Below are 15,017 nucleotides of genomic sequence, written 5' to 3' on the forward strand. Positions count from 1 at the left end.
CAATTTTGGCCATTCCTCTTGACTCCTTTTCTAAAAGGAGACAGAATCAAATTGTTGAGATTTGGAAACTGCCTCGGATTAAGATTAACATCTAAATTCGGGGCTTTCGTCTTTTTGGCTCTCACAAATGCTTGAACTAAAATGATCCAAGCACCCGCGACAATCATAGCAAAAAATGGTGATAAACAAAGGTTTTTTGTTGAGGGTTTTTATTTTAATCCTTTATTATTCAAACGATTAAATGATTTTAATCATTCGTTGTTAATAGCGGATTTTTCCGTTAATCCTCTAAATAATCATTAATACCATTAGGTAAAACTAATTGGGCTGCAACTTGGCCTGCAATTTCGCGCCCGACCAATAACTCAATCAATTTTAAGGCAAAATCAAAGGACGTTGCGGGCCCTTGACTTGTTAATAAATTAACGCGTTCATCAAAGTAGACTCGGCGATCGACCCATTTATGGGCTGGAATTTTATCTTTCATTGATGGAAAACCAGTCATATTACCTAGCGGAAACAATTGGTGATATTCAAGTACAAGCGCTGGCGCCGCACAAATAGCCGCCACAATTTTACCATCAAGATGCATTCGGCGAACTTTTTCCACAACCAGTGGGCTATCACGAAATGTTTCCGCTCCAGTCATACCACCAGGCAGTACAATGGCATCAAAAGGTTCATCAGCAACTTTAATCAATGGGGTATCGGCACTAATTTTTAGCCCTCGTGAAGCGGTAATGGTTAAAGAACCATCTTCCGTCACGCTCGCTAAAGTCACATCAATACCTGCTCTAACTAATAAATCAGCAGTAATGGTAAATTCAATTTCTTCACTACCATGAGCGATGCAGATTAGAACGGATGTCGTCATATTGTTGTTCTCTATTTTTGACTAAATGGTAAAGGCGATCGTTTTCAGGTGTACTGATCCCATGAGCTCGTGCTTGTTTGATTAAAAAGCCAGTGATGTAATCAATCTCTGTACGGCGATTGTTTCGTATATCTTGTAACATAGAAGAATAGTTATCAGCGGTATTATTAATAATGTCGTAAATATACTCTGTTAGCTCTGCTTTATCCGTATGCAGCCCTTCTGCCGCCATAGCATGACATATTTCATCAATGATCCGAGATATTTGTGCAGAATGTTGGATTAATTCACCATTTTTACAGTCATGTTCTACTGTTAGTGGGTTAATGACACAGTTTACAATCAATTTACGCCAGCAAGTGGTTAAAATATTATTATGCCAAGCCACATCAGGTAAGGCTTCATGCAAGATATCTGCTATTGGGTAGTATGCTTGTGCTTGGGAATTGATAGCGCCAATATGTGTGATCCCATTTGCGACATGAAATACTTGGTTATTTTCTTGCCAAGCCGCATGGGTTGTGACGCCCGCTAAGATAGGATGGCGTAAAGGCGTCAACTCTTCAACCGTTCCCATGCCATTATGCAGTAATAAAATAGGCGTATTTTCTGGGATAGTATTAATCAAAGGTAATAAAGCATCAGAAACTTGCCATGCTTTTAAACAGACAATGATTAATTCACTGGTTTGTAAGTGGTTAATATTATTAGAAGGAATCAGTTCTCGGAAAGTACGTCCATCAGGTTCATTAACATCGACGAATAAATCAGACTGTGCAACACGTAGCCAACCTTGTATGTCATGCCCTTGTATTGCAAGTGAAGCAAGCCACAGTTTACCTATCGCACCACAACCAATTAGAGTTATTTTCATTGTTTCCCCTTTGAATATGGGACTTTAACGTCTTATAAGGTAAGGCGGAAGTGATTTATCACCAGTATAACCTTTTACCATACGAAGTTGTAGTTAACGAAATATCATAGGCTCCGATAACTTGAAGTAATGTGAGTAAAAACGTTATCATGCGCACAATCTAAAAATTATCAGTGAGGTTCTAGCTATGCCATCATTTGACATTGTATCTGAAGTGGAAATGAATGAAGTACGTAATGCGGTGGAGAATGCGCAGCGTGAGTTAACCAGCCGTTGGGATTTTAAAAATGTTGAAGCCAGTTTTGAGCTCAATGACAAAAATGAATCAGTTAAAATCACTAGTGAATCTGATTTCCAGGTACTTCAGTTAGTTGATATTTTAAGAGAAAAAATGGCAAAACGTGGTATTGATGGTGCGGTATTGAATGTGCCTGAAGATATCATTCATAGTGGAAAAACCTATAGCGTTGAAGTTACGTTCAAACAAGGTATTGATGCTGCAATTGCCAAAAAAATCGTTAAATTGATTAAAGACAGTAAATTGAAAGTCCAAGCACAAGTTCAAGGTGACCAAGTGCGTGTGACAGGCAAAGCCCGTGATGATTTACAATCGGTTATGGCATTAGTACGTGGCGGGAACTTAGGCCAACCTTTTCAGTTTAATAACTTCCGCGACTAGTTATTTTTCAAGTATTCGTTTAAAGCCCGCGCTAGCGGGCGAATTTTTACTGATTTATTAATGCTTCAAGTTGTTCTCGATTGATGATTTTTCTATCAACTTTAACATAAGCACTATATTCTTCGTCAACGACGAGTGCTTCCATCACCCCTTTCTGGGCTTGTAATTTCTTCTCAAGAGCCCTTGTATCTCCAATATGATTGGGTAATTCAATACGAATACTGCTGACATACGGAGGTTGCTGCATAGTTAAGCTAATGATAAACCAGATAATGGTTAATATTAGTCCGCCAATAAAAACCGTATTAGCACCTTCAAAGCTGTACAACCACCCACCGACAATACCGCCAATGGCAACACCTAAAAACTGGCTGGTGGAGTATACGCCCATGGCAGTTCCTTTATAGCCAGCAGGTGCCTCTTTGCTTATGAGTGACGGTAAAATGGCTTCCATAATATTGAAAGCAATAAAAAATAGTTGGATACCTAAGAAAATCACCCATAAGTGATTACCAGAAAACCATAAGGTAATTTCAGCCAATGCCAAAACGACAATACAAAATAAGAAGACCTGCTTCATTTTGCGGTATTTTTCCGCATAAATTATGAAAGGAAGTACGGTAACAAAGGCGATTAACATCGTGACTAAATAGGCTTTCCAGTGGTCTTTCGCTAAAAAACCAGAATCAGTCATAATAAGAGGTAGAGCAACAAAACTGGACATCAGTAGGGTATGTAAGCTGAGGATACCTATATTTAACTTGAGTAGCTGAGGGTGCATTAAAACCGTTTTTAAATTACCTTGTACAAATGCAGACTCACGGTTTAGAACATGAGTATTGGTACTAGGAACAATAAAAACCGTCACTGCAATAGCACCAGCTGCAAGTAGTGCAATTCCCCAAAATAGGCCACTTAACCCCACCACGTTGGTGAGTATTGGGCCAAGAACTAGGGCAATGGCAAAAGTTAAACCGAAACTAATACCCAAAAATGCCATGGCTTTAGTCCGATTTTGCTCTCGAGTTAGGTCAGAGAGTAGCGCCATAACGGCAGCTGAAATTGCTCCGGCGCCTTGTAAAGCACGCCCAATAATAATTCCCCAAATAGAATCGCTTAATGCTGCAACGATACTTCCGATAATAAAAATGACTAACCCAATAATAATTAAAGGCTTTCTTCCGATTTTGTCTGACATCAAACCAAAAGGGATTTGGAAAATAGCTTGGCTAAGACCGTAGATACCAATAGCGACACCTACTAAGAACTCGTTAGCTCCCTGTAAATGCATCCCATAGCTGGTCAAAATAGGTAATACCATAAACATTCCAAGCATTCGCAAGGAGAAAACAGAGCCTAATCCCCAAGTGGATCTAAGCTCTGCGGATGTCATTTTGTTATCATTCATTTTTATTCTTCATATTTCGTGCTGTAGCGGTGTTGGCTTCTCTCTGCTACTTAGGTCACATATTAGTAAATACAACAACTTGAACAAATATGCAGTACGTTGTGGTGTTATATTTTTAGTATCAATCTATTAGAATTTTAATAGTGCATTTAATATCTAGCTTATCAATGGCAAGCGGCTATTTAACCATAAAATAGATTCATAAGGATAGGCAGAATAAGTAAAAGTGAGTTGTAAAAGCAGTTAGAGACAAATAAAAACGGCGGGGAAGGCCCGCCGTTTAGACATTGTTATCATCAGTAAACAGATAAGTTATCTGACGAGAGCTATAACAGTATCGCTTGAGACTATAGGATCAACTGACATCATTACACTCAATGAAGTAATTGCTACGATTGAGAAGATGAATAGTTTTCTTGCCCAGACTCGGTCGTCATTTTCGGTTTTGAAACCCGAAATTGCCATACCTAGCCACCATAAGCTGACTGCTGCACCTACGATGAGGTACTTATAGCCCGCGTATCCGCTGATAGCTAACATTAATGTTGCGACCATAAACGCTAGGATATACAGGAAAATGTGCGTCTTCGCGACGGAAATTCCTTTAATAACCGGTAACACAGGAATGTTTGCGGCTTTGTAATCCTTAAAACGGAAGATAGCAATGGCATAAGAATGAGGCATCTGCCACAAACTGAATATCAATAACAGGATAAGAGCACCCATATCGAATTCATTTGTAACAGCGCAGTAACCGATAACCGGTGGTGCTGCGCCTGAAAGGCTGCCAATCAGCGTGCCATAAACGGATTTACGTTTCATATATAGGCTATAAACACCTACATAAACAATGAAACCGATAACTGCAAGCAGCATTGCCAGCGCATTGGCTGCTACAAGTAGCAGCACCATACCAGCAATACCCAATGCAGCAGCGTAAATCAGGCTAACTTTCGGATCAATCAACCCTTTAACTAAAGGGCGATTCTTCGTTCTCTCCATGATACGGTCGATATCACGGTCGATGTAGTTGTTAAAAACACAACCAGAAGCCACGACCAGTGATACACCCAGCAAAGTCGCAACGAACAGTGGGTAATCAATTGACCCTTTTGAAGCCAATAAAAAACCACCGATCACAGAAATCAAGTTTCCGAATATAATTCCTGGTTTGGTCACTTGCAGGTATTGCTTAAACATATCGGCAACTCTTTAGTCGAGCATCATATTGATGTTCAGGTTGTACATAATCCACAGCGAGCCGATGACCACGATACCAACAATTAGCATCGTGAACAGGAAGGCAACTAAATTCCAGCGCTCATCTGATGATGTATTCATATGTAAAAAACAAACCAAATGAACTAGAATTTGCACAACAGCCATACCTACTACAGTCCAAAGGATTGCTGAGGTTGACGCTGTACCTTCCATCACCATCCAGAAAGGAATCACTGTCAGGATAACTGATAGAATAAAGCCAATTAGGTATGTTTTAACGCTACCGTGGCTTGCTCCAGTGTGAGCATCTTTTGCATGACTCATTTAAATAGCCCCCAGAAGATAAACAACGGTAAATACACAAATCCAAACAACGTCTAAGAAGTGCCAGAACAAACTTAGGCAGTTTAAACGTGTTTTATTGACATCAGTTAAGCCACGGCGAGTCACTTGAATCATCATAATGATAATCCAAATCAGACCTGCTGTTACGTGTAGACCGTGTGTTGCAACAAGTGCAAAGAAGCCAGATAAGAAACCGCTACGGTCAGGGCCAAAGCCTTCTGCGATCAGTTCATGGAACTCATAGACTTCCATGATCACGAAGCCAAGGCCTAACAGGAACGTTGCAAACAGCCATAAGTTAACGGCAGCAATCTTACCTTTATGCATCGCGATCATTGCGAAGCCGTAAGTAATACTACTCACTAACAGTAAGAAGGTTTCGCCTAATACGAACTTCAGACTGAAGATATCTTTACCAGCTGGTCCGCCGGCAGTTCCATCGGCCAAAACAACATAGGTAGCAAATAAACAAGCAAACAGAATCAAGTCGCTCATAATATAGAGCCAGAAACCGAATACTTTTGTTCCACCTGTATCGTGGTGCCCATGCTCAGCATGGGCGATATTTTGGTTAGTCATTGTATTAGTTGACATCGTTCACACCTGCCTTACGCAATTCTTCAAAGTGCTTATTCTCGATTTCTTCGATTTCAGCCACAGGTACGTAGTAATCAACATCTTCGTCGAAGCTTTTTGCAATCCAAGTTACGATCATTCCACCGAAACCAATGATTGCGAGCCACCAGATGTGCCAGATCATTGCGAAACCTAAAATCAAGCTAAATGCAGCTATAATAACGCCAGCGCCTGTATTTTTAGGCATATGAATTTCTTCATATGAAGCCGGTTTCTTGTGAGCAAGGCCTTTTTCTTTTAGATCCCACCACGCATCACGAGTTTGAACGTGAGGTTCAATCGCAAAGTTATAGAATGGTGGTGGAGAAGATGTCGCCCACTCAAGTGTACGTCCACCCCATGGGTCACCGGTTAAATCACGGTTTTCATGACGGTCACGGATACTCACGATGATTTGGATAACTTGGCATGCAATACCGATTGCGATTAACGCAGCACCACCCGCAGCAACAACTAGCATTGTGTGGTAAGTCGGGTCAATATTCTGACTTAAACGACGGGTCATACCCATAAAGCCAAGAATATACAGTGGCATAAAGGCCATGAAGAAACCGATGATCCAGAACCAGAAGGCACGAACACCCCATTTCTCATTTAGCGTGAAGCCATATGCTTTCGGGAACCAGTAAGTCATACCCGCGAAGCATCCGAATACAACACCACCAATAATAACGTTATGGAAGTGAGCAATCAGGAATAAACTGTTATGCAGAACGAAGTTTGCACCTGGAACAGCAAGCAGAACACCCGTCATACCACCGACAGAGAAGGTGATGATGAAACCGATAGTCCACAGCATAGGTGATTTAAATTCGATACGACCTTGGTACATGGTAAACAACCAGTTGAAAATCTTAACCCCTGTAGGGATTGCGATAATCATTGTGGCGATACCAAAGAAGGCGTTAACGTTCGCTCCTGAACCCATCGTAAAGAAGTGGTGCAACCAAACGATGAAGGACATAACGGTAATCACGATTGTCGCCCAAACTAATGAGGTATAACCGAATAAACGTTTTTTCGAGAAGGTTGCTGCAACTTCAGAGAATACACCGAACACAGGCAGAACAAGGATATACACCTCAGGGTGACCCCATGCCCAAATCAGGTTGATGTACATCATCATGTTGCCGCCCATATCATTAGTGAAGAAATGGGTACCTAAATAACGGTCTAACGTCAGAAGCGTTAATGTAACAGTTAAGATAGGGAAAGCAGCAACAATCAATACGTTAGTACATAACGCAGCCCAGCTGAATACAGGCATTTTCATCATCGACATACCCGGCGTACGCATACGGATAATAGTCGCGATGAAGTTAACCCCTGTTAATAGTGTACCAATACCGGATATCTGGAGACTCCAGAGCCAGTAATCGACCCCGACCCCAGGGTTGTACTCCAAGCCTGATAACGGCGGATAAGCCAACCAACCAGTCTGTGCGAATTCACCTACCCCTAGAGAGATGTTGATTAATACAACACCAACAACAAAGAACCAGAAGCTCAATGAGTTAAGGAATGGGAACGCCACATCTCGTGCACCAATTTGCAGAGGTACAACTAAGTTCATCAGACCAACAACGAATGGAGTTGCCATGAAGAAAATCATGATAACGCCGTGCGCGGTAAAGATTTGGTCATAGTGATGAGGATTTAAGAAACCCTCTTGGCCAGCAGAAGCTAGAACTTGCTGCCCACGCATCATGATTGCATCAGCGAAGCCACGGAATAACATGACCATCGCCACAATGATGTACATGACACCAATTTTCTTATGGTCAACAGAGGTTAACCATTCTTTCCACAGCCATTTCCACTTACCGAAGTAGGAGATCACACCGACTAAGCCAAGCCCACCAAGGACAATAGCAATCAGTGTAACAACGATAATCGGCTCATGGAGCGGAACTGCATCTAGTGTTAATTTTCCGAACATGCCCTTATTCCTCAGCGCCTGCTGCATGAGCACTGTGGCTCATTTGCATTGAATTGCCTGTAGCATCGTTATGGTCAGTCATTGAATGACTTTGATTTTCTACAGGAGCGTGACCTTTATGGTGCTCATGACCAAACTTCAGAACGATATCTTCATAAAGTTTAGGCTTCACGCTAGAGAAGTAGGTAACAGGAACGTTCATGCTTGGCTTAGCGACTTCGTCGAATGCCTGCATGGTGTCCATTGTTTTAGGAGAAGCTTTTACCTTTTGTACCCACTCATCAAAACCTTGACGATCTGGAGTTGCAATAGCATTAAACTTCATATCAGAGAAACCGTGGCCACTGTAGCTTGCAGAGAAGCCTTTATAAGTACCTGGTTCGTTAGCGATTAAGTGAAGCTTTGTTTGCATACCGGCCATCGCGTAGATTTGGCCACCTAAAGATGGAATGAAGAAGGAGTTCATCACCGAATCTGACGTGATTTTGAAGTTAACTGGCACACCTGTAGGGAATGCGATTTCATTAACTGTTGCAATTCCTTGCTCTGGATAAATGAATATCCATTTCCAGTCAGCGGAAATAACTTCAATAGTGACAGGTTCCTGATCACTCACTAATGGCTGATATGGGTCCAGCTCATGTGTCGTCTTCCAAGTGATAGCACCCAGAATAATGATAATGATGATAGGAACAGTCCAGCAGACTAACTCAATTTTATTCGAGTGAGCCCAGTTAGGACGGTAAGTAGCTGACGTGTTGGATTCACGGTATTTTCTTGCGAAGATAATCGTCATGAAAATAACAGGAATAACAACAAGTAGCATTAAGCCAATTGCAATAAGAATTAGCTCTTTTTGTTTAACGCCAACGGCGCCTTTTGGATCCATCAACACCATATCGCAACCACCTAATAGTAAGGTAGCTACAACGAGTGAGATTGCTCCAATGCTTTTTTTGTAGTTCATAAGTCTCATCCACGACCCCAAATGACAAAGATTCTAATTGTCGTTTCATCAGTGCGGGCATTTTACGGTAAGGTTATGCGAGTGTAAATGATTGTAAGGCAAAGAAACGGAATTGTTAGCTCTTTATGTTAATATGATCACATGTAAAGAGCTTATAAAGAAAACGTTAAAATTGATGCGATTTATAAGTATGCATTGATAAAACTCAATTAATAGTAAATTATCTTAGTAATTTTTCAAAGAAAAATATATACAAAAGAAATGAAAAAACAGTGAAACTGATATAAATGATTAGCAATATGCTAAGGGAAGTTACAGTTTTTATTGCCGATAAAGCTATTTTGGTTGCTTTATCGGCTAAATCATAAAAAAAAATTCTTATTTTACTGATAAAAAAAAGAAAACTATTAACTCTGATACAATTTTATATCGAGCGCTAAAAGGTATACTTTAATGTATAAATGATTGCATCTTGGTAGAAAGTATCGCCTAATTTATTATCAGCATAGCGGTATTGTACCCCAGCAGAAACATGGTTTGTGGCATTCCACCAAAAAGCGAGAGCGCCATTTATGCCATTACTCTTGTCCCCGTTATAGCGTTTGTTCCTAGCAAACTCCATTTCATGCCAGTTCGTTATCATGAAATTTTCGTCAAATACGCTGAAATTATAACCGGCTACCCAACCCGCTACATATCCATTATTACCTGAATAGAATGTCTGGTCGGTGTAATTAAGAGCAATAAAAGGTTTAAACCATAAGTCACCGAATGCCGTGTTATAGCCAATACCATATAAAGTGTTCACATCATGGAAATTACCACCATATTTGGCACCAGGTAATGACCAAGTACCATAAACGTGGCCATATAGGTTGAAACCAGTGTCACCTAAATAAAAGCGGCCTGTTGTTTTAATGGTATAACGTTTATTTCATCCTGAATCGGTGTGTTGGCTGTGGAATGGGTTTTCGAGATCAAAAAAACCATATAACTCCCCCCAATTAAAATTGGCACCTCCTTCAAGTTCAATATAGGCAAAGTCTTTTTTACGTGTCGTATTTTCTGTTTTATTTTCAGTACGATGTGACCAATCTAAATAGTTTACATTGACATCAGCAAAGCCATTTTTATAGCCAATAATATCGTCAGAATATGCCGTACCTGCTAGAGAAATTAAGGTGGCAATGTAAATGATTTTTTTCATATATAGATTATTTTCACTTATAGATTGATGGGGTTTAGTAAAGCGTTAGTTATTAACATTTTAGCTAACCAACTTGTAACTTGTGATATATTAGACTTGAAAGTTGCAATTAAGAAATATTTTACACGCATGAAGTGATCGCAATCACGATATTCTGACATTATCGCTTTATTTTGTTATTTGGATCTAATTTACAGGAAAAGATCAAATTACCTAAATAAATAAACTTTATTTAGGTAATTGTTAGGTTAATGAGAAAAGTATAGAAAGGGTTATTGTTTTACTGTCTTGCGAACGGCGAGGTAGTCTAAACTACCACCAATAACTAGGCTGATAGCACCAATACTAATGCCTGTATTAAAAATAAGATTTTGGTAGCGAGGTAAACTCAGCCAAAATTCAATTTGTGTAGTAAATAGGTAAACTTTCATACCACTAAATGAAAATACAAGTAATGAAAGTAACCAAATAGCAAGGAAGCTAACGGCAGTAATAAGTGCATATACGGCAATGCGATAGCCTTTTGCATACAGCTGGCGCCGCTGAAATAACCCTGTTGCTTGTGTGTATATTAGGGATGTCCGGCAAGCTAATAAAAGCAAAACACCTGGAACCGCAACTGCGATTGAAATAAGGTAGAATAGTGGCCAGCCATAATTACTGACGAAAATACTCGCAACTGGGCCAATATAAACACGGCCTACAGCCGAAAGAGCGGAAAGAAGTGCAAATTGCGTTGCGGATAACGATTTATTACATAGTGTCATTAATAGGGCGACAAAAGCAGCGGTTCCCATACCAGAAAAGATATTTTCTAGAAATATAATCGACCCCATGGTTAGGATATGAGGTGGTGTTATCGCTAAGAACCAATAGCCTATATTAGAGCCACCTTGTAGAAGCCCAAAAATAAACAGAGCTTTAAATAAGCTCATGTTTTTCATTAAGTAACCACCAAGTAACGCTCCAATAATGGTTGCGGCCATACCGACAGTTTTATTGACGGTACCCACTTCACTTAAACTAAAACCAAGGGCATTTAATAGAAAATTGGTGTTGAGCGCCATCACAAAGGCGTCACCAAGTTTGTAAAAAACTAACAGTAGTAAGATTAGCCAAGCATTGTTCCGGCTAAAGAATTCAGCGAGTGGTTCGTAAATCGCTTTTTTTAGTGACGTTGGCGCAGCACAACTCTCTTCGGGTTCTTTCGCAAGTAATGTAGCAATAACACCGATAATCATTAGCCCTGCCATGACTAAATAAAGTTGTTTCCACGTTAAAAACTTATCCGCTAACCAAAGTGCAAGGCCGCCTGAGACTAACATACTGATCCGGTAACCCATAACTGAGGTTGCAGCGCCAATTCCACGTTCTTCTGCACTCAGCAAGTCGGTTTTATAAGCATCAAAAACAATGTCTTGCGAGGCTGAACAAAATGCAACAGTGACCGCCAGTGCAGCAAGGTACCACAAATGTTCTGACGGGTTCATAAAACCCATAGCCGCAATGCTGATAATCAACAAAATTTGAGTGGTTAATAGCCATCCTCTTCGGCGACCAAGAAAGGGCGGAGTGTAGCGGTCCATCATTGGAGACCAAAGAAATTTCAACACATAAGCCTGTCCGACTAATGAAAAGAAACCAATGGTTTTTATATCGACATTTTCAACAGTTAGCCAAGCTTGTAATGTACCTGCAGTTAAAGCTAAAGGTAGACCAGAAACAAAGCCTAAAAGGATTAAAGTGATGTTATTTGGTAGAGTAAAACGAGGCATTATTTCCCTCTAAGCCAGTGTGATATTGCTGCAATACATTGCGCTGCAGAGGTATTGGCTGCGCTATGCTACCCAAGCTCAATCAATGAGAACTTAGGTAGCTTAATACTTAATGATAATGATTGCTCAATTAATAGCGTGAATTTTGTCTGATAAAATCGGTGATTTCTTGGTCTGTTGCCATATCTGCAATTAAATCAGTTAATGCGCTATTGATAGCCGTTTCTATCTTGGCATTATTGGCAGCCAATAATTCTTGTGTATTAAAATTACGGGTAAATGAACGTGTTTTTGTCGAGCCATTTGGCGCTGTTGCAATAATACTGACACTGGAGTTTACAGTAATATTATGGCGCAGGCTGCCTTCACTTACTTTGGTATCGAGTTTATTCAATTGAACGACTAAATTCACATTTGCCGGTGATGTCACCATAAACCCACGTGCAGCCATTTGCTTTTCGACGGCTTCTTGCATCAGATAACGAGGATCGCGTGAAGGGTTCAGTACAACTAAACTACCATTACGATTAACTTCTGCTAAGGATTTATTCGTACGGTTATCGACACTGCTGACACTAATTGAAGTTGCATTCAGTGTAGGGTTTTTCGCAGGTAAAGCTATCTTAGGCTCTAGTGATAATGTATTGCTGCTGGTTGCGCAGCCCGCAAGAAGAAATAACCCTAAAAGTGGAAAACACAGTTTTCTTAACATAATTTTTTCCAGTTCATCTTTCCTAATTGAAAATGTTTCGTTATGGTGCGGGTAGCCGTCGTTCAATATAAAGCTTAGCGGCTTATTTATCCTGAACTATTAGACAACAATTTTTGAAAAAATTCGCATCAATGTGCCGCTATCATAACATTGGCAAGTTATTATCGGATATTTCTATAATAAGAAGATAGCAATAATCAACGCGTACAATAAAAATAATTGCCTCTGGGCATAATTTTTAATTAAGGAACATTTTATGGTCGCTAATGCAGCTCAAAGTATGCAATCTCTCGTGAACCAAAAGTTACACGTTGCTTTTGAACCTACACATTTGGAGGTCATTAATGAAAGCCACCAACACAATGTGTTACCGGGGTCTGAAAGCCATTTCAAAGTTATTTTAGTGAGTGATAAATTTGAAAATAAACGAATGCTTGCCCGTCACCGCGAAATTTATGCTATTTTAGCGGACGAATTATCGGGAGGGATCCATGCCCTTGCTTTGCATACATATACACAACAAGAGTGGAATGAGCTTGCTGACACTGCGTTAAAATCACCAGCTTGTCGTGGTGTTGGCGGTGTTAATCGGTAGTTTTTCGTTTCAGTTAATACACTGAGACTATGCTTTACATAATCAGCCATGCTCAATGATGAGCTTGGTGAATGTTTTTTCTTCACTTTAGGTGAAAAAACAAAAAATTTAGTCAGAAAAGTCACAAATAATGAGGAAAAAACGCTTCTTTTCTCAGCTTTTCTCGACTCAGGGCGCATGCATCGGTATAATGCTGCGTCTAATTTTCAGTAAGGTTTCGGGACGCTTCTGATATCAGGGATTGACCGTTACGAAAGTAACGCCCCCGGTTCTGGAAGGGAGACAGCCATTATGATTTAATGGCATAACTCTGGAGTAGACCGATCACTAAGATTTATTTTGAGGTAAGAAGATGCAAGTTTCTGTTGAAACGACTCAAGGCCTTGGGCGTCGTGTAACAATCACCGTTCCTGCCACTGATATTGAAAAAGCAGTTAATAGCGAATTAGTTAGTGTTGCTAAAAAAGTACGTGTTGATGGTTTCCGTAAAGGAAAAGTACCAATGAACATCGTTAAACAGCGTTATGGCGCGTCTGTTATGCAAGACGTTCTGGGCGATGTAATGCAACGTAACTTCATCAACGCAATTATTGAACAAAAAATCAATCCAGCGGGTGCGCCTAGCTACAAGCCTGAGCAACTCGAAGATGGTAAAGATTTTGTTTATTCAGTTGAATTCGAAGTTTACCCAGAAATCGAATTAGCAGGTTTAGAAACTATTGAAGTTGAAAAACCAGCAGTTTCTGTAAAAGACGAAGATCTGGAAAATATGTTAGAAACTCTGCGTAAGCAACAAGCGCAGTGGAAAGAAGTTGAAGCGGCAGCAGAAGCTGACTCTCGCATCACTATCAACTTTACCGGTTCTATCGATGGTGAAGAATTCGAAGGCGGCAAAGCAGAAGATTTCGCTCTGGTTATGGGCGAAGGTCGTATGATCCCAGGTTTCGAAGAAGGTGTTGTTGGTCATAAAGCGGGTGAAGAATTCGATATCGAAGTTAACTTCCCAGAAGACTACCATGCTGAAAACCTGAAAGGTAAAGCTGCGAAATTTGCTATCGTTCTGAAGAAAGTAGAACAACGTGAACTGCCTGAATTCACTGAAGAATTTATCAAGCGTTTTGGTATCGCTGATGGTTCTTTAGATGGCCTGCGTGCAGAAGTACGTAAAAACATGGAACGTGAGCTGAAAAATGCCGTGCGTAACCGTGTTAAAGCACAAGTTCTTGATGGCTTAATCAAAGCGAATGACATCGAAGTTCCAGCTGCAGTTGTTGATGGTGAAATTGATGTTCTGCGTCGTCAAGCGGCACAACGCTTTGGTGGCGACGAAAAACAAGCGATGGAATTACCTCGTGAACTGTTTGAAGAACAAGCAAAACGTCGCGTAGTGATTGGTCTGCTGTTAGGCGAAGTGATCAACAAAAACGAACTGAAAGCTGATGAAGATCGTGTTAAAGCGCTGATCGAAGAAATGGCTTCTGCGTATGAAGATCCAGCTGAAGTTATCGAATACTACAGCAAAAACGAAGAGCTGATGAACAGCGTTCGTAATTTAGCTTTAGAAGAACAAGCTGTTGAAACTGTATTGGCAGTTGCTAAAGTGACAGAAAAAGAAACTAACTTCACTGAACTGATGAACCAAGTTCAAGCAGGTTAATTTTTTCTTGCTGTATAAAATAATGAAACCCGTGGTGTACTGCTACGGGTTTTTTGTCAATTAAAGCCTTTAAATTATCACTTTAGCGAATTTAATTAGGATACCCTTGAAAAACACATTTAAACCCT

Annotated in this window: 13 protein-coding genes and 1 pseudogene; 3 read left to right on the forward strand and 11 right to left on the reverse strand. The window is 40.2% G+C overall.

Annotation, left to right across the window (positions count from 1 at the left end; all coding sequences use genetic code 11):
• Window positions 1-280 precede the first annotated feature (280 nt).
• Window positions 281-874 (reverse strand): protein deglycase YajL, encoded by a 594-nt coding sequence (gene yajL / locus PR767_RS15175; RefSeq protein WP_004914556.1) that lies wholly within the window; start codon window positions 872-874, stop codon window positions 281-283.
• Complete coding sequence (panE, locus tag PR767_RS15180; protein WP_272520558.1) at window positions 837-1,748, reverse strand: 2-dehydropantoate 2-reductase; 912 nt, start codon at window positions 1,746-1,748, stop codon at window positions 837-839. Before panE ends, yajL begins: the two co-directional genes overlap by 38 nt.
• A gap of 187 nt (window positions 1,749-1,935) precedes the next feature.
• Between panE and PR767_RS15185 the strand changes: the two genes are divergently transcribed.
• A complete protein-coding gene (locus PR767_RS15185) occupies window positions 1,936-2,427 on the forward strand; it encodes a YajQ family cyclic di-GMP-binding protein (protein WP_109911888.1) in 492 nt (163 codons plus the stop codon).
• 46 nt (window positions 2,428-2,473) lie between these two features.
• Here PR767_RS15185 and PR767_RS15190 read toward each other — a convergent pair whose 3' ends face one another.
• The 9 genes and pseudogenes from PR767_RS15190 to PR767_RS15230 all read right to left on the reverse strand — a co-directional run bounded on the left by PR767_RS15190 (window position 2,474) and on the right by PR767_RS15230 (window position 12,637).
• Entirely contained in the window at window positions 2,474-3,835 is a 1,362-nt protein-coding gene (locus tag PR767_RS15190; protein WP_123382492.1) for an MFS transporter, read from the reverse strand.
• Window positions 3,836-4,147: 312 nt separating this feature from the next.
• A complete protein-coding gene (cyoE, locus tag PR767_RS15195) occupies window positions 4,148-5,035 on the reverse strand; it encodes a heme o synthase (RefSeq protein WP_004914545.1) in 888 nt (295 codons plus the stop codon).
• 12 nt (window positions 5,036-5,047) lie between these two features.
• A complete protein-coding gene (locus PR767_RS15200; RefSeq protein ID WP_004905459.1) occupies window positions 5,048-5,380 on the reverse strand; it encodes a cytochrome o ubiquinol oxidase subunit IV in 333 nt (110 codons plus the stop codon).
• On the reverse strand, window positions 5,381-5,995 hold the full coding sequence (locus tag PR767_RS15205) for a cytochrome o ubiquinol oxidase subunit III (protein ID WP_109911890.1): 615 nt from the start codon (window positions 5,993-5,995) through the stop codon (window positions 5,381-5,383).
• Window positions 5,985-7,976, reverse strand: a complete 1,992-nt coding sequence (gene cyoB, locus PR767_RS15210) for a cytochrome o ubiquinol oxidase subunit I (RefSeq protein ID WP_272520559.1) — start codon at window positions 7,974-7,976, stop codon at window positions 5,985-5,987. Before cyoB ends, PR767_RS15205 begins: the two co-directional genes overlap by 11 nt.
• Window positions 7,977-7,980: 4 nt before the next feature.
• Window positions 7,981-8,952 carry a cytochrome o ubiquinol oxidase subunit II gene (gene cyoA / locus PR767_RS15215; protein WP_042851662.1) on the reverse strand — a complete coding sequence of 324 codons (972 nt, stop codon included), beginning with the start codon at window positions 8,950-8,952 and terminating at the stop codon, window positions 7,981-7,983.
• Window positions 8,953-9,379: 427 nt separating this feature from the next.
• Window positions 9,380-10,150 (reverse strand): annotated as a pseudogene (locus PR767_RS15220) (nucleoside-specific channel-forming Tsx family protein).
• Window positions 10,151-10,422: 272 nt separating this feature from the next.
• The gene (ampG, locus tag PR767_RS15225) at window positions 10,423-11,925 is read right to left on the reverse strand and encodes a muropeptide MFS transporter AmpG (RefSeq protein ID WP_272520560.1); all 1,503 of its coding nucleotides are present in this window, start codon (window positions 11,923-11,925) and stop codon (window positions 10,423-10,425) included.
• Window positions 11,926-12,055: 130 nt separating this feature from the next.
• Entirely contained in the window at window positions 12,056-12,637 is a 582-nt protein-coding gene (locus PR767_RS15230; RefSeq protein ID WP_004914528.1) for a YajG family lipoprotein, read from the reverse strand.
• A gap of 256 nt (window positions 12,638-12,893) precedes the next feature.
• Between PR767_RS15230 and bolA the strand changes: the two genes are divergently transcribed.
• Both bolA and tig read left to right on the forward strand, forming a co-directional pair.
• Window positions 12,894-13,232 carry a transcriptional regulator BolA gene (bolA, locus tag PR767_RS15235; protein WP_004914525.1) on the forward strand — a complete coding sequence of 113 codons (339 nt, stop codon included), beginning with the start codon at window positions 12,894-12,896 and terminating at the stop codon, window positions 13,230-13,232.
• 352 nt (window positions 13,233-13,584) lie between these two features.
• Window positions 13,585-14,889, forward strand: a complete 1,305-nt coding sequence (gene tig, locus PR767_RS15240; RefSeq protein ID WP_004914522.1) for a trigger factor — start codon at window positions 13,585-13,587, stop codon at window positions 14,887-14,889.
• Window positions 14,890-15,017: the final 128 nt, after the last annotated feature.

It is taken from the genome of Providencia sp. PROV223 (assembly GCF_028479245.1).
Lineage (GTDB): Bacteria > Pseudomonadota > Gammaproteobacteria > Enterobacterales > Enterobacteriaceae > Providencia > Providencia rettgeri.